Source organism: Oceanicola sp. 502str15, from assembly GCF_024105635.1.
In the GTDB taxonomy this organism is placed as follows: Bacteria; Pseudomonadota; Alphaproteobacteria; order Rhodobacterales; family Rhodobacteraceae; genus Vannielia.
Window position 1 is genome coordinate 534,087 of record NZ_WYDQ01000001.1, and the last position, 21,593, is coordinate 555,679.

The following is a 21,593-nucleotide window of genomic DNA, read 5'->3' on the forward strand; positions in this document are numbered from 1 at the left end:
GCCGCCGCTAGGCTGCGTCACAGGTTGAACAGGTTCAGAGATGCATGGTCTGGTAAATCGTGCGGTGCAATGCTTTGTCCGCGACATCTATGGGCCTGAGGCATGGGCCGAGCTTGGCGCTGCCATGGGCATCGGCAGCCGAGGGTTCGAGGCCATGTTGACCTATGAGGACAGCGTGACGTTCGAGATGCTCGACCAGCTGTCGCATCAGCGCCAAAGGCCGGTCGAGGATATTCTGGAAGACCTTGGCACCTACCTCGTTGCCCACCCCAACACCCGTGCCATCCGCCGACTGCTCCGCTTTGGCGGCCAGAGCTTTGCCGAACTTCTCCATTCGCTCGACGACCTGCCTGATCGCGCCGGGCTGGCGGTGCCCGAGCTTGAGCTTCCGGCCCTTGCCCTGATCGAGGTTCGGCCCGGGCGCTACAAGCTGGAGGTCACGGCCAGCCACGGAGGCTATGGACCGGTGCTGACGGGTATCCTGCGGGCGCTTGCCGATGACTACGGCGCTCTGGCCTTTCTGGAGTTGCAGGGCGGCATGGGGCGTCATGAAGTGATCCTGATCGACCTGCTGGATGCCGAATTTGCCGAGGCAAAGCAGTTCTACCTCGGGCGCGGCCACGGCCAGCGGGTGGAGGGCGCGGGGTGAGTGCCGAAATCGGACATGAAGCGCTCGCCGCGGCGGGCGGGGAGGGCGCTGCTCTGGTGGAGCCGGGCCTTTGTGCCGTGCTCGATCGGTTGATGCCGATGCACTTGCAACTTCGCCCCACCGGCCACATCGCCCATGCGGGGCCAAGCCTGCAAAAGCTGCTGCCCGGTCAACCGATTGCGGGGCGGCGTTTTCTGGAGATTTTCGAGTTGAAGCGGCCGGGGGCCACCACCCGAGTTTCGGACATGGCCAATGCCGAGGGCGGGCGGCTGAAGCTGGCGTTTCGCGACGCACCGAGGACCGGGCTGGTGGGGCTGGTTGCGCCGCTGCCGGGCGAGCAGGGGCTGATCGTCAACCTCTCCTTCGGGTTCAACATCATCGAGGCGGTGCAGAACCATGACCTGACCAGCGCCGACTTCGCCGCCACCGACCTGGCGGTGGAAATGCTCTACCTCGTCGAGGCCAAGACCGCCGCGCTCAGCGAGTGGAAGGCGCTCAACCAGCGGCTTCAGGGCGCGATGACCACGGCCGAGAAGCAGGCCTCCTCCGACATGCTTACCGGCCTCGCCAACCGCCGCGCGATGGAAGAGGTTCTGGCCCGGCTGACCAAAGCCAAGACCGCTTTCGGGCTGATGAACCTCGATCTCGATTTCTTCAAATCGGTCAATGACACGCTGGGTCATGCAGCAGGCGATCATGTGCTGCGGGAGGTGGCCGATATCTTGCGCGCCGAGACCCGCGCCGCCGATGTGATCGTTCGGGCCGGTGGGGATGAGTTTGTTCTGGTCTTTGTCGGGCTTTCCAACCCCGATCGGCTGGCCACCCTCGGGCGCCGGATCATTTCGCGGCTGGAAGAGCCGATCCCCTTCGAGGGTGAAACCTGCCGCATTTCCGGCTCCATCGGCCTGACCGTGAGCGACTTCTACACGGTCACCAATGCCGAGGAGATGATGCAGCATGCCGACACCGCGCTCTATGCCTCCAAGCGGGGCGGGCGCGGGATGGTGACAGTGTATTCGCCCGACCTTCCGGCCATTGGCGAGAATGCCGGCGCCGATTGACTTCCGCCGCATGGAGCGGCCCCATGGGGCATGTCATTTCTCAAAGGCCACTGGCAACTGCTGCTCATCCTTGCGCTGGTCTTCGCGCTCTGGCGCACGCCGGTCGTGTTTCCGCTGCGAATCTTCGTGATCTTCCTGCATGAGCTGTCGCATGGCCTCGCGGGACTGGCGACGGGGGGCAGCATCGTTGAAATCTCGCTGTCCGCACAGGAGGGTGGCCATGCGCTGATCCGGGGCGGCAACCGCTTTGTCACCCTCTCGGCGGGCTACCTCGGCTCGCTGTTGCTCGGGGCGCTGATCCTTGTCACCGCGTTGCGCACCCGTGCCGACCGGGGCGCCCTAGCCCTGTGCGGGCTGGTTCTGATCGTGGTCGCCGCCTTCTGGATCCGCAGCCCCTTTGCGCTCGTCTTCTGCCTGGCGGCCGGTGCAGTGATGCTCGCCGCGGCGCGCTATCTGCCGCACCAGGTCTCGGATCTGCTGCTGCGGATCATCGGCCTCACCAGCCTGATCTACGTGCCCTACGACATCTTCGACGACACCCTGCGCCGAAGCGCCCTGCGGTCGGATGCCCGCATGCTGGCCGAAGAATTCGGCGGCGCGACGATCCTTTGGGGCGGTCTCTGGCTGGTGCTGAGCCTTGCGGTGATCTGGGGTTGCCTGCGCTACGGGCTTGGGCCTGCGAGCAACATCACCTTTCGGCGGACGGGTGTTGGGGGGAGTAAAACGGCTGGTACCCCGTAGGGGAATCGAACCCCTCTTTCCAGGTTGAAAACCTGGCGTCCTAACCGATAGACGAACGGGGCAGGGTCCAGCCGTGGGGGGGTGTTTAGGAAAAGCGTGGGGGGAGCGCAAGAAGATTCTTCGCGCTGCTGCACCGATTTTTCAAACCGCGCTCATCGCCTTGAAAATCAGGCCCGCCGCGGCCTCGGGTGAGGCGGTGGCCGTGTCTATGTGCAGCTCCGCGCCCGCCCAGGGATTATAGTCGCGCTCCAGAACCGCCTGCCAGTCGGGCAGCTTGTGCCCCGGCAGGTCGGCCCGGCGCGACTCGACGCGCTTTCGGTGGGTGATCTCGTTGCTGCAGGTGATCTCGCATGTGACCAGACGGGTCTGCCCGGTGGCGATTTCGCAGAACCAGTCGCGGGTCATTTGCCACTGGTTCACGCAGTCGATGATGGTTGAATGCCCCTGCGCCAGAAAATCCCGCGCCTGCGCCTGTGCCACCCTGTAGCCCGCATCTGCAACGTCCTCGGGAGCGAGGACGGAGGCGCTGATTGCCGTTTCCACGGTGTCGATCCGCAGGTGGATCGCGCCGGAGAGGCGGGCGAGGGCGCGGGAAACGGTGGTCTTGCCGCTGCCCGGGAGGCCTGCCAGCACCACGAGCGCGCTCATGCGCGGGCCGCGTCTTCCAGCCGGAGTTGCGGGCGAGAACGGCCCTGCCAGTGATTCACCTCGAGCCGTCCGGCGAGGTGCCAGGCCCCGCCACGGGACTCGAGCATCGCCTTGCCGAGCGGCGTGTCGGCGAGGCGGAAGCCGATGGCGTCGAGCCGCTGGCCCATGGCCGTGCGGATCGACAGTTTGAGATGCCCGTCACCCACCACGCGGGCATCGGAGAGTGCTGCCTCGGGCAGCGCAAACCGCGGCGCGGGGGCGGAGGCACCAAAAGGGCCAGCCTGTTCAAGGGCTTCGATGAGGTCGACCGTGGCGGCAGTGGGCAGGATCAGCCCGTCGAGCCGCAAGTCCCGTGGGCCGCCCGCACCGGCGCCCTGGCGACCGAGAAGCTCGGAGAGCCGGGCCATGGCGGGCCCCAACTGATCGACGGTGAGCGACAGGCCGGCCGCCATCTTGTGGCCGCCGCCCTGGGTGATCAGGCCCTCGGCTTCGAGCCGGTGCACACAGCCGCCCAGATCGACACCGTTGACCGAGCGCCCCGACCCCTTGCCAGCGCTCCCTTCCATCCCGATCACCACGGCGGGCCTGCCGGTGGCCTCTTTCAGGCGGGAGGCGACGATGCCGACCACGCCCGGATGCCAGCCCTCGCCGGCGGCCCAGACCAGAGGGGCCTCTAGCCCGCGCTCTTCCGCCTGTGCCATCGCCGCCTGCTGCACAGCAGATTCGATCTCGCGGCGCTCCTTGTTGAGCGTGTCGAGCCGCTCGGCAAGCTCGCGGGCCTCGCCGGGATCATCAGTGGCCAGAAGTCTTGCGCCAAGGTCGGCGCGGCCAACGCGCCCGCCCGCGTTGATCCTGGGGCCGAGCAGGTAGCCGAGGTGATAGGGCGTGGGCGCACGGTCGACCCCGGCGACATCCGCGAGGGCGGAGAGGCCGGGGTGCGCGCGATGCGCCATGATCTTGAGACCCTGTCGCACGAGCGCGCGGTTGACCCCGATGAGGGGCGCCACATCGGCCACGGTGGCGAGGGCCACGAGGTCGAGCAGGCCCATGAGGTCGGGCAGGGGGCTCTGCCCCGCCTCGCGGCGCTGGCGGTTGGCTTCGACGAGGCAGAGAAACACCACGGCGGCGGCGCAGAGGTGGCCCAGCTCGCCGCTCTCGTCCTGCCTGTTCGGATTGACTACGGCCAGCGCGGGCGGGAGCGTTTCGCCGCCAAGGTGGTGGTCGAGCACCAGAACCTCGGCATCGCCGGCGGCTGCCAGCGCCTCATGCGAGAGGGTGCCGCAATCGACGCAGATGATCAGGCTATGGCTCTGGGAAAGCTCTGAAATTGCGGGCGCGTTGGGGCCGTAGCCTTCGCCGATACGGTCGGGCACGTAGAGCGTGGCCTCGCGGCCGAGGGTGCGGAGCCAGCGGATCAGCAGGGCCGCCGAGGCCCCGCCGTCGACGTCGTAATCGGCGAAGATCGCGATCTTCTCGGCCTGCGCCACGGCCTTGTTCAACCGGGCGGCGGCGGGCTCCATGTCGTGCAGTCTGCGCGGGTCCGGGAGCAGGTCGCGCAGGGAGGGCGCGAGGAAGCCTTGGGCCTCTTCCGGGGCCACGTCGCGCTGCACCAGCAGACGGGCCAGCGGGCCGGGGAGGCCGGTGGACTGGGCCATGGCTTCGGCCAGCCGGTCCTCCTCGGCGGCGGGGCCGACCCAGCGCCGCCCGGTGAGGGACTCTTCGACGCCGAGGTAGGCCGCCATGCCGTTCAGCCCGTTACATCGCCGAGGTCGGGTTGCGATACTGCATGCGCCGCACCGAGCCGGTCTTGGAGCGCATCAGCAGCGTATCGGCGGTGAGATAGCCCACCTCGCGCTTGATACCCGAGAGGATCGAGCCATCGGTCACGCCGGTAGCGGCAAAGATCACATCGGCGCGCACCATCTCGTCGCGGCTGTAGATCTTGTCGAGATCCTCGATCCCGGCCTTGGCGGCGCGACCCTTCTCGTCTTCGTTGCGGAAGGTCAGGCGGCCCCACATCTGCCCGCCCATGCATTTGAGCGCGGCGGCGGCCAGAACGCCCTCGGGGGCGCCGCCTAGGCCCATGTACATGTCGATCCCGGTCTGTTGCGGCTCGGCGCAATGCATCACCCCGGCCACGTCGCCATCGGTGATGAGGCGGATCGCGGCGCCGGTGGAACGGACTTCGGCGATCAGATCTTCGTGGCGCGGGCGCTCAAGGATGCAGACGGTGATATCGGCCGTCGTGGCCTGCTTGGCGGCGGCCAGAAGGCGGACGCGCTCAGCGGGGGATTGATCGAGGCTGACGATATCGGTGGGGTAGCCGGGGCCGACGGCGAGCTTTTCCATATAGACATCAGGGGCATGGAGCATAGAGCCGCGCGGGGCCATGGCGATGACGGTCAGCGCGTTTGGCATGTCCTTGGCGGTGAGGGTGGTGCCCTCGAGCGGGTCGAGCGCGATGTCGACCTCGGGGCCGGTGCCGCTGCCGACCTCTTCGCCGATGTAGAGCATGGGGGCTTCGTCACGCTCGCCTTCACCGATCACCACGGTGCCGCGAATATCGAGCGCGTTCAACTGGTTGCGCATGGCGTTGACGGCGGCCTGGTCGGCGGCCTTCTCGTCGCCGCGCCCGATCAGCTTGGCCGAAGCCAGGGCCGCCGCTTCCGAGACCCGGGCGAGACCGAGCGAGAGCATCCGGTCATGAAATTCAGGCTTCTTGGTCATCGGGTGCCCCTCTTGGCTGGCTGATTTAGTGATTGGGTAGCCTTACCCCATGGGCGGCGCAACCCTCGGGGCCGTTGTTAGCGCAAGCGGGCGCGGGGCCTAGAGATGTTCGATCCGCAGGGCCACCGGGTCGCCGACGACAACGCCGGTCGTGCCGATGGCGGTGAGGGCGGCGGCGAGGGCGCTGTGGGTGGTCTTGTGGGTGACGAAAAGCACCGGGGCGGCCTCGTTGTCATGGCCGTACTGGCGCATCCGGTCGATCGACACGCCGGCCTCGCCGAGTGCGGCGGCGACCTTGGCCATGGCGCCGGGTTTGTCATGCAACATCATCCGCAGGTAGTAGGGCGCGGCGGAGGCGGAGCGGGCGGCGGGGGCTTTTTCGAGCATTTTCGAGGGTTTGCCGAAAACCGGCAGGCGGCTGCCGCGGGCGATGTCGCAGATGTCGGAGAGGACGGCGGAGGCGGTGGGGCCCTCGCCGGCGCCGGGGCCGCGCAGCACGATCTGCTCCACGGCGTCGCCTTCGATCACCACCATGTTGGTGCCGCCTTCGAGTTGGCCGAGGGGCGAGTCGTAGGGAACGAGGCAGGGAGTCATGCGCTGCTCGAGGCCGCGGCCTGTCATCTGGGCGACGCCGAGCAGCTTGATCCGAAAGCCCATGTCGGCGGCGTGGCGAATGTCGGAGAGGGTGATGCGCTGGATGCCCTCGATCTCGATTCCCTCGAAATTCACCTGTGTTCCGAAGGCGATGGACGACAGGATGGCCAGCTTGTGGGCGGCGTCGATGCCGCCGACGTCGAGCTCGGGATCGGCCTCGAGGTAGCCGAGCTTGGCGCATTCGTCGAACAGCGCGTCATAGCCCTGGCCGGTGGCTTCCATACGGGTGAGGATGTAGTTGCAGGTGCCGTTCATCACGCCCATGACGCGGGTGATCTCGTTGCCGGCAAGGCCCTCGGTGAGCGATTTGATCACCGGGATGCCGCCTGCGACGGCGGCCTCGTAGCGGATCTGGATGCCGCCGGCCTCTGCGGCCTCGGCAAGCGCCTGACCGTGGATCGCGAGCATGGCCTTGTTGGCGGTCACAACCGATTTGCCGGCCTTCAGCGCGGCCTCGGTGGCGGCTTTCGCGGGGCCGTCCTCGCCCCCCATCAGCTCGACGAAAACGTCGATGTCATCGCGGGCGGCAAGCTCTACGGCGTTGTCTTCCCACGCATAATCCTTGAGCGGCACGCCACGGTCCTTGTCGCGGGAGCGCGCGGACACGGCCGAGATGGTGATCTGGCGGCCGGTGCGGGCCTCGAGCAGGGCGGCGTGGCGGCGGATGATCTTGACGACGCCGGTGCCGACGGTGCCGAGCCCTGCGATTCCAAGGCGAAGCGGGTCAGACATGGCGGGCCTCCGTGGATCGAAAATCTGCGCCGGGCATAGCGGGTTGCGCGGGGAGGCTCAACCGGAATGGCTGCCTGCGTGACGACGAAGCGCGTCGTTCATGCGGGCGCGCACGGGCGGCTCCACGATGGGGCCGCGCATTCGGGCGGCGCGGGCGCGCAGGGCGGCGACGCGGGCGGAGAGATCGCCGCGCACGGCGGCCGGGTCGGTGGTGGAGGCGTTGGCCTGCGCCAGGATGCCGTCGAGCGGTTGGAGGCGCGGGTAGGCGGCGGACTTGGCCGAGGCGCTCACCACGGCATCGAGCTCGGGGAACTGGGTGCAGCCCGAAAGGGCAAGGCAGAGGAGGAGCGCGGCGCGGGTCATGGCGGGCAGGGTATCGGCTGGGGCAGGGGGAGGGAAGCGGGATGTGGGGCGATGGAGATCGGCGCTTGAATTGAACACGCGTTCATTAGATGCTGGACGGCATGGCGAGAAAAACCGGTTCACATGCAGAAATCACCGGCCCGAGGGTGCGAGAGGCGGCGCTGCGGCTGTTCGCGCAATACGGCTATGCCGCCGTGTCGATGCGCCAGATTGCCCGCGAAGTGGGCGTGCAGGCCGGGGCGCTATACACCTATACCTCTGATAAACAAGCGCTTTTGTTTGATCTGATGCATGATCACATGAGCGAGGTTCTGGCCGGTATGGCGCAGATGCCCGAGGGCAGCCCGGGCGAGCGGCTTGAATGGATCGTGCGCTACCACATCGGCTACAACCTCAGCCACAAGGATGGCGTGTTCATCAATTACATGGAACTGCGCAATCTAGAGCCTGCAAACCGCAAGGTGATTTCGGCCATGCGCCGCCGCTACGAGGATGCGGTGGAGGAGGTTCTGACCGACGGTCAGGAGAAGGATGTTTTCCAGATTCCGGACACGCGGCTGGCGACGATGGCGGTGATTGCCATGCTCAACGGCGTGAACACCTGGTATCGGGAAGGTGGACGCCTGAGCCAGGAGCGGGTCGAGCGGATTTACTGGAACATGGTGCGGCGGGCTGTGAAGGGGGCGTGATCCTTTCTTCGAGGTTGCGCCAGTATCCAGCCCGCCGGTTAATTCTGCGTAAACCGCGCGACGGACCGTCATCCTCGGACTTGATCCGAGGATCTCGTTGGTGGGAGATCCTCGGGTCGGGCCCGAGGATGACGGCAAGGCTCAGTGTGCCGGTTTCACGAAGGTGCCGTTGCGCAGATCGGCCATTGCCTGCTGCAACTCTTCGGGCCGGTTCATCACGATCGGCCCGTGCCAGGCCACCGGCTCCTCGATCGGCGCGCCGGAGATCAGCAGGAAGCGGATGCCTTTTTCGCCTGCCTGAACAGTCACTTCGTCGCCCGAACCGAAGCGCACGAGGGTGCGGTCGCCGGAAAGGTCGCGGATGTTCACCTCTTCGCCCATGACCTCTTTTTCAAGCAACACGCCGCCCGGGGCGGAGGCGTCGGCGAAGCGGCCGTCGCCGTCGAAGACATAGGCGAAGGCGCGGCGGTAGGTGTCGACCTTGAAGGTCTTTCTCACGCCGGCGGGCACCGAGATGTCGAGATACTGCGGATCGGCGGCGATGCCGTCGACCGGGCTCTTGTAGCCGCGGTAGTCGCCGATCACGACCTTGATGCGGGTGCCGTCATCATCAACGATTTCAGGCAGTTCGGTGCCTTCGATGTCCTGGTAGCGGGGCGCGGTCATCTTCAGCGAGGCGGGCAGGTTGCCCCAGAGCTGGAAGCCGTGCATCTGGCCCTGGGCGTTCCCGGAGGGCATTTCCTGGTGCATGATGCCGGAGCCGGCGGTCATGAGCTGGATCGAGCCCGGGCCGAGGACGCCGCGATTGCCGAGGCTATCCCCGTGCTCGACGGTGCCCGCAAGCACGTAGGTGATGGTCTCGATGCCGCGGTGCGGGTGCCAGGGGAAGCCCTTGATGAAGTCTTCGGGGCGCTCGTTGCGGAAGTCGTCGAAGAGCAGAAAAGGGTCCAGTTCCTTGGGGTTATGGAACCCGAAGGCGCGGTGCAGCTTGACGCCGGCGCCCTCGAGGGTGGGCTGGGCCGGGCGGATTTCGGTGACGGGACGGATGGACATGGGATGTCTCCTTTCCCCGCCAAGATAGGGGGCGGGAGGGTTTGCATCAATAAGCGCAGATATGCGCCGGATGCCTGACGGGAGTGCATTTGTGCACAGCTATCAGCAGGCCATTGCGTGGAGCGGGCGGGCTGCTATGAGAGGGCATGACAGAGCAACCAGACTTCCGCATCGGGGCCTCGCTCCTGCGCCGTATCTTTGCCGCCGCCATGTTCGCGCTGCTGGCCTATGTCCTTCTGAAGATGGGTTTTTCCGGCGACGGACCGCTGTGGGGGCGGGCGCTTTTGGTGGGGTTCGGGGGGGCTGTCGTGGCGATGGGGGTCTGGCTTTGGCAGGCGACCGAGGGCGGGCTGGTGCTGAAAGCGGAGACGCTGGAGACCGACAGCGGCAAGGTGCTGGCGCGGCTGGACCAGATCGCGCGGGTCGAGCGCGGCGCTTTTGCGATGAAGCCGGCTGGCGGGTTCGTTCTGAAGATGAAGGAAAAACAGAAGCTTGGCTGGGCTCCGGGCCTGTGGTGGATCCGCGGGAAGACGGTGGCGGTGGGCGGTGTGCTGCACCCCTCCGCAGGCAAGGCGATGGGGCAGATGATCGAGGCCACCATGGCCGAGGCGGCTTTGCAGAAAACCCCGGACGCGGCAAGCGACGACGCTCGTTAACCACGAAAATCGCGAGTCACATCCCGTGCACATCCCGTACACACCCTGTGCATACGGCAAAAATGCAAAACGGACCGCGTAAACGGCCCGTTCGCTCATGATTTTCTGCCAGACGGCGGCGGGGCGAGACCCCGCGCGGCCCGCGCCCGATCAGGTGCCTGCGCCGGCGTAGAGCAGCTGGGGCGCGAAACGGGGCCGGGTGACGATGTAGTTCTCGAAGCTCTTGGCCGGGATGCCGGCGTTGAACAGCGGCTCGTAGGCCATGAAGGTCTCGAGCAGGATCACCGTGTCGCCCTGGGGCATCAGCGGGATCTTGTCGTAGTAGTCCGAGATCGTCGCGTGGGTCAGCGAGGGGCGCCCCTCGGTGGCATAGGACCAGTCGACGTGCAGGTGCCGCGAGTTGTTGTCGCAGTTGGACACGCATTTGACCGTCGTCACCCGGATGTAGGTGGGGTGATTGGTGGTGGTCAGGTAGTCGTAGACCTTGTTCAGCCCCTTCAGGTAGCTCTCCGTCACCGGGTCGGTCTCGCGCGAGAGCATGTCGGCGAGGGTGTAGGAGGCCTTCAGGTTGGCGTTCTGGGTGCGATAGGCATCGAACCAGACGAAGGCGGACACGTAGAACCAGCACAGCAGCGGCAGGATCAGCGCGGCCTCGACCGAGAGCGAGCCTCGCGCGTCGTCGCGGAAGGCGGCGAGGCGGGCACGGATGAGGTGAAGTGTCTTCATGGCGTCAGCCTCCTGCACCGGGTTCGTTGACGAAGGCCGAGGAGGACACGATGGCGTAGTTCTCGCCATCGACCAGCGGCAGCTTGAGGCCGTAGGCGGTTGCCGTGAACCAGGGCTTCATGATGGCGCAGGCGCGCACGATCATCATCTCGTTCTCGTCGCCGCCGTTGAAGGCCGTGACCGGCTGGACCGGGGCCGACTTGTCATTGCAGGTCGCCTGCTTGGGCAGCGGCGTCCAGGTATCCTTTTTCACCGGTTGCAGCTCGATCAGCATGGAGTTCATGCAATCGGGGATGATGCCGGCGCGGTTGCAGATGGTGCGCTTCAGCTCGTCGTGGGTGGGCGGCGACCAGTGGCCGAGGCGCAGGTCGCGCACCGAGAGGTCGACGGCGCGCTCCAGCATGACCTGCCGGGTCATCAACATGCCCATCTCGAAGCAGGACATGAACACGACGATGAAGATCGGGAAGAGGATCACGAACTCGATCGTGGAGTTGCCCTCTTCGCGTTTGCGGAACTGCCGGAGGCGGGTGGCCAGGTGCCACAACCGCCCCTTCGGAAATCGTTCTGTCTGCATTGCCTCCCCCATCAGTTAATCAGGCGCAGCTGGTTGATCTGCCGGGCAATCGCCGAGAAGGCTTCGGAGATCTCGGTGCCCTCCACCCGGAAGAAATGCGAGGGCGAGGATGCGCAGTCGCGCATGACGCCGGCGGAGTAGTTGGTGACCTCGAAGCCGATGGTGAACACGGTGATCCCGGCCCCCTTGGCGGCGCTACAGATGTTGTCGAGCATGTTGTCGGCCTGGCCGGAGGAATACTTGCGGTAGTAGTACTGCGAGCGGTTCCGGCTGTTGACGTAGCGGTAGAGGTAGTACCAGAGCGGGTAGGTATCCCAGTGCTGGTACTCGGAGTTGGAGTTGTAGGCCCATTCCTGGATCCGGTAGGTATCCACGTTCTCACCGTCGGTCATGAGGACCACGACCTTGAGGGTTTCCTCGTCGTCGTAGTCGGCGGGACGGTCGATGAAGGCATCGTCGATCTCGCCGGCGGCGCGCATGTTGTTGACGATCGTGCGCATCGAGGGATCGAGCAGGGCGGTGCCCCACTTCATGCCGAGGTGGATCGCGGTGTTGGCGCGGGCACGGTAGTTGCCGATGGTGTTCTTCAGCTCGGTGGTGTTTTTGCTCAGGGCGACGATGCGCTCGTAGTCCTGCATCGGGCAGCCCGGGTTGCGGATCGGGCGGTAGTTTTCGCTCGACCACTCGAAGTGCTGCATCTGCTGGTAGTACTTCGTCATCGAGATCGTCGTGCTGTTGAAGTCGGAGCTGTCGAAGTCGATGCAGTGCGAGTAGTTGTGGCGCCCGTTGGACGACTTGCGCAGCTGGTTGAAGATGCTGGGACCGGCGTTGACCTGGGCGGTGTAGGGCACGAGGCTCAGCGAGATCTGGCCTTCGGCGTCATCCACCACGACCGAGTCCACGAAGTCCTTGGCGGCGTTGCGCAGGTTGTTGATCTTGTTGTTCGAGCCCATCGAGCCGGAGATGTCGAGCACCAGCGAGATTTCGACGTTGGACACCCGCTCCTCGGCGGTGCCGGCGGCGGGAGCGGTGAAGTGCTTGATGCCGACCATGCCGAGCAGCAGGGTGCGGATCTCGGCCTCGGTGGTGGCGGAGACGTTGCGGTAGTTGAGCCCCTCGTCGACGTCGATGTCGACGTTGAAGTTGCCCAGCCCCGCCTTCTCGAAGTAGTCGGCCACGACGGCCTCGGGTTCGAGGGTCTGGTCCATGTCGGCGGCCGCAAGCACCGCCCTGTCGAGCGTGTTCTGCAGCTTGGTGCGGGTCATCTCGAAGCGCATGACATCAATCGCAATGCCGACCGACAGCATCATGCAGGCGATCAGGAACAGGGAGAAGGCAATCAGGCCGCCGTCTGCCTCTTCGGAAAAGCGTTTGAGGCGCTGACCCATAGGCGTTGCCGCCTTGGTAGTATCCGCCCCCGCGGTGATCCGACGTTCCATTTGAGACATCCCGGTTTGTCCTCTGTATTTCGGCGCTGGCCTGCCCCGTGAACGACGAATTGCCGTTCATTGGACGCAGTTTGCGCAGGGGCATATGGCGGGATGAGGGTGTCGAAAATGGGGCGAAAGCCCGCCGCAAATCAGGAATCTTAACCGGATTGCAAGGTGTTCCGGCGCCCCCGAGGGGGCTGGCCGGTGGAGTGGTGGCGGGCTGTGCAGCGGTCATCGTGAGGGCTCCCGGTGCGGGGTTGAGGGGTCAGTAGAGCAGGCGGAGCATCGAGATCTGGCGGGCGATGGCGGCGAAGGCCTCGGAGATCTGGGTGCCTTCGACGCTGAAGTAATGCGAGGGGGAGGTGGCGCAGTTGCGCATGACGCTGGCAGAGTAGGGGGTGACTTCGAAGCCGACCGAGAAGATCAGGATGCCGCGCGCCTTGGCCGCAGAGCAGATGTTGGACAGCATCTGGTCGGCCTGGGAGGCGGTGTAGTCGGTCTGGACGTAGGTGGTCCAGTTCTGCTTTTTCGAGGCGGCGTAGTCGTAGACGGCGTAGCTGTGCCAGCGGCTGCGCTCGGAGGTGGTGTCGTAGTAGCTCGACTTGATGCGCCAGGTGTCGACGTTTTCGCCATCGGTCATGAGGACCACCACTTTCATGGTGCCGGGACGGTCGTAGGCGAAGGGGCGCTCGGCGAATTGCGGGCTGGCCTCGCCCTTGGAGACGAGCTTGGCGACCACGGGCTGGAAGGCCGGGTCGAGCAGGGCGACGCCCCATTTCATGCCGATCTGGATCGAGGTGTTGTGGCGGGGCCTGAGCTGGTTGATCCGGGTTTTCAGCGCCGTGGCGCTGCCGGAGTAGGCCATGATCTGCTCGTAGGTCTGCTGCGGGCAGCCCGGGTTGTCGATCGGGTTGGAGGTGGCGGGCTGGTGCTGGAAGTGCTGGGCCTGGGTGAGGGAGGTGGTTGGGCTGATGGCGGTGTCGGTGTAGTCGGAGGTCTTGAAGTCGACGCAGCTCGCCCAGCTGTTGGTGGAGGTGACCTTGAGCTGGTTCAGGATGGAGGGGCCAGCGGCGACCTGGGCGGTGTAGGGGACGATGGAGAGGGCCATGGTGCCGGGCTGGTCGGGGTCGAGCACGGTATCGACGAACTCGCGGGCGGCGCTCTGGAGGTTGGCCATCTTGCCGTTCTCGGACATCGAGTTGGAGATATCGAGCACCAGCGACACCTCGACATCGGTGAAGCCGGCGGTGGCGGTGCCGGTGGAGCGGGCCTCGATCACGGGGATGCCGACCATGCCCAGCAGCAGAGTGCGCAGGCGGGCGTTGGTGTTGGCGGTGACGGTGCGGGAGTTGGCGGTGGAGGTGATCGAGACGCTCTCGAGGTTGCTCGCGAGGCCGGCCTTGGCGAAGTAGTCTTCGACCACGGTGCGGGGATCGAGGGTCTGCTCCATCGCCGCCGCGGCGAGCACGGCGGTGTCTGCGGTGTTTTGGAGGCGGGTACGGGCCATCTCGGCGCGCATGACGTCGATGGCCAGACCGACCGAGAGCATCATGCAGGCAAGGAGGAAGAGGGAGAAGATGAGGAGGCCGCCTTCGTCGTTACGGGCGAAGGCGACGAGGCGAGCGGGTACGCGCGGAGCGCGAAGGGTTGCGTGCATTTCACACCACAGAAAAATGGGCCCCGGCCCAGGATCGGGATAATTTCGCCCGACTTCTGCCCAAATTCGTGGAAAATTGACGCCTTTGGTGTGGCACCCCAAGATATTGGGGTTGAGGCGCGATCGAAGGGAATATGAGCAAAGTGATGTGCCGCGCTGGGGGCAGCGGGTTGGCGGGGGTGGCAACCCTGCGCTTTGCCATCTTTCCGCCTGAAACCAACTTGGTTGAAAGGATGCAACAGGCCGACCTGACCTAGCGTAAACCGCACCCCGGTGAGTCGGGCCTGGCGAGGGCAGGGCGCGGGCGGGGTGCATGGGCGATCAGTTGGTGAGGCGCAGGGTGCTGATCTGGCGGGCGATGGCGGCGAAGGCGTCGGAGATCTCGGTGCCCTCGACGTCGAAGTAGTGCGAGGGGGTGGAGGCGCAGTTGCGCATGACGTTGCCGGAATGGGCCGACACCTCGAAGCCGATGGTGAAGACGGTGATCCCGGCGCTCTTGGCCGCGTCGCAGATGTCGGCCAGCATGGTGTCGGCCTTGGGGGCGGAATACTTGGTGGTGACGAAGCTCCTCCAGTTCAGGCCGAGCGCCGAGGCGTAGCCGGTGACGGAGTAGTTGCGCCAGCGCTCGATCTCGTCGGCGGAGTCGTAGTTTTCGGGCTTGAGGCGGACGGTGTCGACGTTCTCGCCATCGGTCATCAGCACCACGATCTTCTGGGTGTTGGGGCGGGTGTAGGCGTAGGGACGGTCGGCAAAGGAGCTGTCGGCCTTGCCGGAGGCGGCAAGGGAGGCGACCACGGGCTGCATCGAGGGGTCGAGCAGGGCGACGCCCCATTTCATCCCGAGGTGGATGGCGGTGTTGGCGCGGGCCTTGAACTGGCTGATCTGGGCCTTCAGCGCGGTGCGGTCCTGGCTGAAGGGCGTGACCCGCTCGAAGTCTGCCTGCACGCAGCCGGGGTTGTCGATCGGCAGGGTGGCCGAGCTGTAGTACTGGAAGTGCTGCATCTGGGCGTAGGGCTTGGTCAGCGAGATGGCGGCGCTGCGGAAGTCGGCTTCTTCGAAGTCTACGCAGTGGGAATAGCTGTGCTGAAGCGGCACGTTGAGCTGGCCAATCATCTCGGGGCCGATGTTGACCTGTGCGGAGTAGGGGACGAGGCTGAGCGAGAGCGAGCCGGGCTGGGTCGGGTCGAGCACGGTATCGACGAACTCGCTGGCGGCATTCTTGAGGTTGGGCAGCTTGTTGTTGCGCCCCATCGAGCCGGTGACGTCGAGCACCAGGGAGATTTCGACATCGGTATAGCCCGCCGTGGCGGTGCCGGCCGATTTGGCTTCCATTTTCGGGATCCCGACCATGCCGAGGAAGAACATCGGCAGGTTGGTGTTGGTGCGCGCCACGACGGTCTTGTAGTTGACGCCCTGGGTGACGGTGACGCCCTCGAGCTTGTCCGCCAGCCCGGCCTTTTCGAAGTAGTCGTTGACCACCGCGGTCGGGTCGAGCTCGTTTTCCATGGCGGCGGCGGCGAGCACGGCGGCGTCGGCGGTGTTTTGCAGGCGGGTGCGGGCCATTTCGGTGCGCATCACGTCGATGCCGATGCCGACGGCGAGCATCATGCAGACGAAGAGGAAGAGAGAGAAGATGATGAGGCCGCCGTCTTCGTCGCGGGTAAAGCGGGAAAAGGCATTTGGTCTGGTATTCATCGTCATGGCAGTCACCGCCGAAACTCGGGCCCCCACCCGGGTAATGAGATGATACTGCCTTAATTGCGTCACGTTTTGTTAAGGAAAGTGGCGGGAAGCCGGAAAAACAACCAAAAGGCGCCATGAATGGGGCGGTTTCGCCATAATTCACGGTTCATTCGGCAGCGAATTGGAAACAGTGAATTAGCCTGCGGAAATTGTTGAATTGAAATGTGGCGGCGGGGCGATTCGCATCTGTGCGCCGCGGGGCACTCGGGCCTAGGCGCGGGCCGCCACTTGGGCTTGCGGATCGAGCCCGACCCACTCGATCGCGCCGGGCACCCGCTCGCTCACCTCGGTCAGCACCTTGGCAAGCCGTGACTTGCGGCTGGTGAGGTGGATGATCAGGTGGTCGATGCTGCGGGTGAGGGGGGCAGGCTGCACTCGAGCTAAGACCAGTCCTGCCCCTCGTTGATAGACCCGTGGTCGTTTCCGGTCTGGACGAGGGTTTGCTCCCGTGGGCCGCTCTTCATGCGGTTCACTTTAAAGCTGGGCGGAGCGAGTGCGTGAGCGGGACGATCTTGCTGCGATGAGAGGCTGTCTTCCAGAAGACTGTCGGCACGGGCCCCCCATAAACCACAAAGACCCACGCGGCCCCCCCAGGCTGCGTGGGTCTTTGGCCCCCCAGGGGCCTGCGCTCTCAGTTGGTGAGGCGCAGGGTGCTGATTTGGCGGGCGATGGCGGCGAAGGCGTCGGAGATTTCGGTGCCTTCGACGTCGAAGTAGTGCGAGGGGGTGGAGGCGCAGTTTTTCATCACGCCGTCGCCGTGGGTGGAGACTTCGAGGCCGATGGTGAAGATCACGATGCCCTTGTCCTTGGCGGCGGAGCAGACGTTGGAGAGCATCTGGTCGGCCTGGGAGGCGGAGTACTTGGTGGTGATGTAGCTGGTCCAGTTCTGGCCGTTGGCCTGGGCGTAGTCGTAGATCGCGTGGCTGTTCCAGCGCTCGCGCTCCTTGGTGCTGTCGTAATACTGGTCGCGGATGCGCATGGTGTCGACGTTGTCGCCATCGGTCATCAGCACGATGACCTTGGTGGTGTTGTCGCGGTTCCAGGCGTAGGGGCGGCCGCTGAAGGAGGCGTCGGACTCGCCGGTGGCGATGAGCTGGTCGACGACCGGGCGGAAGGCGGGATCGAGCAGGGCGACGCCCCACTTCATCCCGAGGTGGATGGCGGTGTTGTGGCGCGGCACGAGCTGGGTGATCTGGGCCTTCAGGGCATCGGCGTTCTCGGAGAAGGCGGTGATGCGCTCGTAGGTCTGCTGCGGGCAGCTCGGGTTGTCGATCGGGTTGGAGGTGGCGGGCTGGTGCTGGAAATGCTGCATGTGCCCGTAGCTCTGGCCGGGGTTGATCGCGGTGGTGGCGAAGTCGGCGTAGTTGAAGTCGACGCAGTGGCTGTAGCCGTGGGTGTAGCTGACGTTGAGCTGGTCGGTGATCGCGGGGCCGGCGTTGACCTGTGCGGTATAGGGCACGAGGCTGAGCGAGACCGAGCCGGGCTGGGCCGGGTCGATCACCGTGTCGACGAACTCGCGCGCGGCCTTCTGGAGGTTGGCCATGCGGTTGTTGCTGCCCATGGAGGCGGAGATGTCGAGCACGAGGCTGACCTCGACATCGGTGTAGCCGGCGGTGGCCTTGCCCTTGGACTTGGCTTCCATCTTGTCGATGCCCACCATGCCGAGGAAGTACATCGGCAGCTTGGTGTTGGTGGTGGCGGTGACGGTCTTGTGGTTGACGCCCTGGATGACGGAGACGTTCTCGAGCTGGCTCTGGAGCCCGGCCTTGGTAAAGTAGTCGTTGACCACGGCTTCCGGCGAGAGGGTGTTTTCCATCGAGGCGGCGGCGAGCACGGCGGCGTCTGCGGTGTTCTGCAGGCGGGTGCGGGCCATTTCGGTGCGCATCACGTCGATCGAGATGCCCACGGCGAGCATCATGCAGACGAAGAGAAAGAGCGAGAAGATGATCAGGCCGCCGTCCTCGTCACGTGCGAAGGCAGTGAAGCGGTTGGCCTTGATTTTGGTATCCGTGATCTCGGTCATTGGCTGGGCACCGGCGTAATTGTCTAGGCGCCCCCGCCCATCGACTGGAATTAATTAGGACATGCTTCTGCCCTAATTCAATTGAAATTTGTCAAAAAGGGGAAGATCCGCCCGAATTGCGGCTCAAACCCCGGATTTCTCCATGAAACAGGGCGAATTGTGGCGCGGCGGCGGAACCAATTCCCGCGCCGCGCCCCGGACTGTTTCCGGCGTGGCAATGGCGCGGGTGATTCCGCTGCCTTGTTTTGGCCTCACCGCACCAGTTTGAGCGTCGTGATCCGCTGCACGATGGTGGAAAATGACACAATCAGCCCCGCGCCCGTGGTGTCGAAATGATAGGCCGGAGAGCTGGCGCAGGCGGAGAGCATGGCGCGGGTGCGCGGGTCGGTTTGCAGGCCGACGGTGTAGATCACCACCCCCTGCCGCTTGGCCGAGGCGCAGAGGCTGGTGAACATCCGGGCGTTCTGGGCCGCGCTCTGGCGGGTTTCGAGGAAGCTGTCGGGATCCTGCCCGAGCAGGAGGGCGCGGGCGAGGACGGAGACGCGGTTCCACAGCAGGATGTCGAGCAGGGAGTCGTAGCAGCGCGGGCGCAGGCGGCGGGTGGGCTCGGGGCCGCCGTCGGTAACGAGCACCAGCACCTTGCGGCTGGCGGCGCGGCCGTAGTCGAGCGGGCGGCCCGCCGGGGTGGGCAGGGGGAGGTTGGCGGCGATGGGGCGGAAGCCCGGGTCGAGCAGGCCGGTGGCCCATTTGAGGCCGATCTGCGGGGCGCTGCCGCCGCGCGGGCGTAGCGCGGCGACCTGGGCCTTCAGCGCGGCACCGTCCTGCGAGAGCGGCGCGACCTGTTCGGGGGCGCGGTTGGGGCAGAGCGGCGTGTCGATCGGCACGGAGAGGGTGCTGGCGAGCTGGAAGTGCTGGGTGTGGGCGAGGCCGGGCGTGGCGACGAGGCGGGTGGAGCCGAAGGCGTTGGGCGCGAAGTCGATGCAGTTGGAAAATTCGTGCAGCGGGCTGACGCCGAGCTGGTCGAGCAGCCCGCGCCCGACGCTCACCTGATCGGAGAAGGGCACGAGGTTGATGCTGATGCCGCCGGGCGCGCCCGGCCCCAACAGCTCGTCGATCAGGTAGGTGGTGGCCTGCTTCAGCCCGCCGAGCTTGCCGTTTTCGCCCATTGAGCCGGAGATGTTGAGCACGAGGGACAGCTCGACCTCTTCCACCTCGGCCACGGCGGCGGTGGTGGAGCGGGCGTGGAGCTGCCCGATGCCGGTGAGGCCGAGGAAGAGGGTGGGCAGGTTGCTGTCGGTGGAGACCGAGACGCGGCGGTCCTCGGGGCCGGAGCGTGCCACCTCGACCGCCTCGAGCTTGGTGCCGAGCCCGGCGCGGGCGAAGTGATCCTGCACCACCTGCCGGGGGTCGGCCCTGCGGCCCGCCCCGACGGCGGCGATGGCGGCATTGTCGGCGGTGATCTGCAGGCGGGTGCGCATCAGCTCGGTGCGCATGAGGTCGATCGCCAGCCCGGTGACGAGCACCATGGCGAGCAGGAAGAAGAGGGAGGCGACGATGAGCGTGCCGCCCTCGTCCGCGAGGAAGGCATTGGACCGGGCCCGCAAGCGGCGGGCACACCTGTAGAGAGACATAAACTGCCGTTCTTTCTCGTTCAGTGCGTCCCCACGCCCCGGTTCGCGCTGGCTATGGCATGGGTCGCGCGGAACGTGCGAGGGGGCGCGGCGCATTGTTGCGGGGGCGGCCACAGCGCGGGGGGCGACGGGCGGAGTGGGCGGAAATCCCGGAGAATTCTCCGGGGTTTGGGAAACAATTTACAATCCCGTGGCTATTGTTGCGCCATGTCCGGCGGGCGGCCTCGAATCGGGGGTGTCTGCGGGGCTGCGCCGGGTTTGGCGCCGATTTCAGAAAACCTGTGTCTTCTGCTTCGGGGGGACGATAGCATCCGGGCAGGCGGGGGGCGCGAGCGCGCGCCTCGCGCGATACCAAGGGAGGGACGTGCCATGGCACCCAAGAACGAACCCACTTTCCGCCAATCCGTTGACATGATGTTCAACCGCGCCGTTGCGCTGATGGACCTGCCGCCGGGGCTGGAGGAGAAGATCCGGGTGTGCAACGCCACCTACACGGTGCGTTTCGGGGTGAGACTGCGGGGCAAGATCGAGACCTTCACGGGCTACCGCTCGGTGCATTCCGAACACATGGAGCCGGTGAAAGGGGGCATTCGATATGCGCTCAGCGTCAACCAGGACGAGGTGGAGGCGCTGGCGGCGCTGATGACCTACAAGTGCGCGCTGGTCGAGGCGCCCTTCGGCGGCTCCAAGGGGGGCCTCTGCATCAATCCGCGCGACTATGACGAGGACGAGCTGGAGCGGATCACCCGGCGCTTTGCCTACGAGCTGATCAAGCGCGACCTCATCAACCCGGCCCAGAACGTGCCCGCCCCCGACATGGGCACCGGCGAGCGCGAGATGGCGTGGATTGCCGATCAGTACAAGCGGATGAACACCACCGACATCAACGGCGCGGCCTGCGTGACCGGCAAGCCGATCAACGCGGGCGGCATTCAGGGCCGCACCGAGGCCACCGGGCGGGGCGTGCAATATGCGCTGCGCGAGTTCTTCCGCCACCCCGAGGACGTGAAGGAGGCCGGGCTCGAGGGCAAGCTCGACGGCAAGCGGGTGATCGTGCAGGGGCTTGGCAACGTGGGCTACCACGCGGCGCTGTTCCTGCAGAACGAGGACGGCTGCCGGATCGACGGGATCATCGAGCATGACGGGGCGCTCTACAGCGAGAACGGGCTGGATGTGCAGGCGGTGCGGGCCTGGATCGTGAAGCACGGCGGCGTCAGCGGCTACCCGGATGCGCAGCATGTGGCCGAAGGGGCCAAGGTGCTGGAGGAGGAGTGCGACATTCTCATTCCGGCGGCGATGGAGGGGGTCATCAACCTCGAGAACGCCGCACGGATCAAGGCGCCGCTCATCATCGAGGCGGCCAACGGCCCGATCACGGCGGGCGCCGACGAGGTGCTGCGCGAGAAGGGGGTGGTGATGATCCCCGACATGTATGCCAACGCGGGCGGGGTGACGGTGAGTTACTTCGAATGGGTGAAGAACCTGAGCCACATCCGCTTTGGCCGGATGCAGCGGCGCCAGGAGGAGGCGCGCCACGAGCTGATCGTGGCCGAGCTGGAGCGGCTCAGCGCGCATCTGGGCGACAAGTGGTCGATGACGCCGGACTTTAAGAGCAAGTACCTGCGCGGGGCCGATGAGCTGGAGCTGGTGCGCTCGGGCCTCGATGACACGATGCGCACGGCCTACCAGTCGATGCGCGAGGTCTGGCACGAGCGCGGAGACGTGCACGACCTGCGCACGGCGGCCTATCTCTGCTCGATCCAGAAGGTGGCGGCGAGCTACCGGGCCAAGGGGCTCTAGGGCTGGCGGGGAGGCGCCCGAAGCGCCACCCCA

20 protein-coding genes and 1 tRNA gene are annotated in these 21,593 nt (G+C 65.9%); 6 read left to right on the forward strand and 15 right to left on the reverse strand.

The features are described from left to right. Nucleotides 1-40: 40 nt before the first annotated feature. Genes GTH22_RS02520 through GTH22_RS02530 form a run of 3 tightly spaced genes read left to right on the forward strand, consistent with a single transcriptional unit; the run spans nt 41 to nt 2,451 of the window. A complete protein-coding gene (locus GTH22_RS02520; RefSeq protein ID WP_252942975.1) occupies nt 41-649 on the forward strand; it encodes a heme NO-binding domain-containing protein in 609 nt (202 codons plus the stop codon). Then, entirely contained in the window at nt 646-1,710 is a 1,065-nt protein-coding gene (locus tag GTH22_RS02525; protein ID WP_252942976.1) for a diguanylate cyclase domain-containing protein, read from the forward strand. Before GTH22_RS02520 ends, GTH22_RS02525 begins: the two co-directional genes overlap by 4 nt. A gap of 30 nt (nt 1,711-1,740) precedes the next feature. Further along, complete coding sequence (locus GTH22_RS02530; protein WP_252942978.1) at nt 1,741-2,451, forward strand: M50 family metallopeptidase; 711 nt, start codon at nt 1,741-1,743, stop codon at nt 2,449-2,451. Here GTH22_RS02530 and GTH22_RS02535 read toward each other — a convergent pair. The 6 genes from GTH22_RS02535 to GTH22_RS02560 form a co-directional block, all read right to left on the reverse strand. Next, nucleotides 2,439-2,513, reverse strand: a tRNA-Glu gene (locus GTH22_RS02535). The genes GTH22_RS02530 and GTH22_RS02535 overlap by 13 nt on opposite strands. Before the next feature lie 79 nt (nt 2,514-2,592). Further along, on the reverse strand, nt 2,593-3,099 hold the full coding sequence (locus GTH22_RS02540; RefSeq protein ID WP_252942979.1) for an AAA family ATPase: 507 nt from the start codon (nt 3,097-3,099) through the stop codon (nt 2,593-2,595). Further along, on the reverse strand, nt 3,096-4,841 hold the full coding sequence (gene recJ / locus GTH22_RS02545; protein WP_252942980.1) for a single-stranded-DNA-specific exonuclease RecJ: 1,746 nt from the start codon (nt 4,839-4,841) through the stop codon (nt 3,096-3,098). The genes GTH22_RS02540 and recJ overlap by 4 nt, the downstream gene beginning before the upstream one ends. Nucleotides 4,842-4,854: 13 nt before the next feature. Then, nucleotides 4,855-5,826 (reverse strand): class II fructose-bisphosphatase, encoded by a 972-nt coding sequence (gene glpX, locus GTH22_RS02550; RefSeq protein WP_252942981.1) that lies wholly within the window; start codon nt 5,824-5,826, stop codon nt 4,855-4,857. A 99-nt stretch (nt 5,827-5,925) separates the two neighbouring features. Then, nucleotides 5,926-7,212 carry a homoserine dehydrogenase gene (locus tag GTH22_RS02555; RefSeq protein WP_252942982.1) on the reverse strand — a complete coding sequence of 429 codons (1,287 nt, stop codon included), beginning with the start codon at nt 7,210-7,212 and terminating at the stop codon, nt 5,926-5,928. Between the two features lie 57 nt (nt 7,213-7,269). Beyond that, on the reverse strand, nt 7,270-7,575 hold the full coding sequence (locus tag GTH22_RS02560; RefSeq protein ID WP_252942983.1) for a hypothetical protein: 306 nt from the start codon (nt 7,573-7,575) through the stop codon (nt 7,270-7,272). A gap of 101 nt (nt 7,576-7,676) precedes the next feature. On the opposite strand from GTH22_RS02560, the gene GTH22_RS02565 reads away from it, so the two are divergent. Further along, a complete protein-coding gene (locus tag GTH22_RS02565; protein ID WP_252947553.1) occupies nt 7,677-8,264 on the forward strand; it encodes a TetR/AcrR family transcriptional regulator in 588 nt (195 codons plus the stop codon). Between the two features lie 141 nt (nt 8,265-8,405). On the opposite strand, the gene GTH22_RS02570 is transcribed toward GTH22_RS02565, so the two are convergent. Next, nucleotides 8,406-9,317: a pirin family protein gene (locus GTH22_RS02570; RefSeq protein WP_252942984.1), complete on the reverse strand. Its 912-nt coding sequence runs from the start codon at nt 9,315-9,317 to the stop codon at nt 8,406-8,408. A gap of 146 nt (nt 9,318-9,463) precedes the next feature. Between GTH22_RS02570 and GTH22_RS02575 the strand changes: the two genes are divergently transcribed. Next, a complete protein-coding gene (locus GTH22_RS02575) occupies nt 9,464-9,973 on the forward strand; it encodes a hypothetical protein (RefSeq protein ID WP_252942985.1) in 510 nt (169 codons plus the stop codon). Nucleotides 9,974-10,123: 150 nt separating this feature from the next. Here the strand turns inward: GTH22_RS02575 and GTH22_RS02580 are convergent, their stop codons facing one another. From GTH22_RS02580 to GTH22_RS22180, 8 genes are all read right to left on the reverse strand, one after another. Next, complete coding sequence (locus GTH22_RS02580; RefSeq protein WP_252942986.1) at nt 10,124-10,699, reverse strand: TadE/TadG family type IV pilus assembly protein; 576 nt, start codon at nt 10,697-10,699, stop codon at nt 10,124-10,126. Between the two features lie 4 nt (nt 10,700-10,703). Beyond that, nucleotides 10,704-11,276 carry a TadE/TadG family type IV pilus assembly protein gene (locus GTH22_RS02585; protein WP_252942987.1) on the reverse strand — a complete coding sequence of 191 codons (573 nt, stop codon included), beginning with the start codon at nt 11,274-11,276 and terminating at the stop codon, nt 10,704-10,706. Between the two features lie 11 nt (nt 11,277-11,287). After that, nucleotides 11,288-12,715 (reverse strand): Tad domain-containing protein, encoded by a 1,428-nt coding sequence (locus GTH22_RS02590; protein WP_252942989.1) that lies wholly within the window; start codon nt 12,713-12,715, stop codon nt 11,288-11,290. Nucleotides 12,716-12,971: 256 nt separating this feature from the next. Next, a complete protein-coding gene (locus GTH22_RS02595) occupies nt 12,972-14,363 on the reverse strand; it encodes a Tad domain-containing protein (protein ID WP_252942991.1) in 1,392 nt (463 codons plus the stop codon). A gap of 321 nt (nt 14,364-14,684) precedes the next feature. Then, nucleotides 14,685-16,064 carry a Tad domain-containing protein gene (locus tag GTH22_RS02600; RefSeq protein ID WP_252942992.1) on the reverse strand — a complete coding sequence of 460 codons (1,380 nt, stop codon included), beginning with the start codon at nt 16,062-16,064 and terminating at the stop codon, nt 14,685-14,687. Between the two features lie 252 nt (nt 16,065-16,316). Continuing rightward, nucleotides 16,317-16,481, reverse strand: coding sequence for a hypothetical protein (locus GTH22_RS02605; RefSeq protein ID WP_252942995.1), 165 nt, complete (start codon nt 16,479-16,481; stop codon nt 16,317-16,319). 256 nt (nt 16,482-16,737) lie between these two features. Continuing rightward, a complete protein-coding gene (locus GTH22_RS02610; protein ID WP_252942997.1) occupies nt 16,738-18,129 on the reverse strand; it encodes a Tad domain-containing protein in 1,392 nt (463 codons plus the stop codon). A gap of 251 nt (nt 18,130-18,380) precedes the next feature. Then, nucleotides 18,381-19,760, reverse strand: a complete 1,380-nt coding sequence (locus GTH22_RS22180) for a Tad domain-containing protein (RefSeq protein WP_305884650.1) — start codon at nt 19,758-19,760, stop codon at nt 18,381-18,383. Between the two features lie 369 nt (nt 19,761-20,129). On the opposite strand from GTH22_RS22180, the gene GTH22_RS02615 reads away from it, so the two are divergent. Next, a complete protein-coding gene (locus tag GTH22_RS02615; RefSeq protein ID WP_252942999.1) occupies nt 20,130-21,560 on the forward strand; it encodes a Glu/Leu/Phe/Val dehydrogenase in 1,431 nt (476 codons plus the stop codon). The last annotated feature ends 33 nt before the right edge of the window (nt 21,561-21,593 follow it).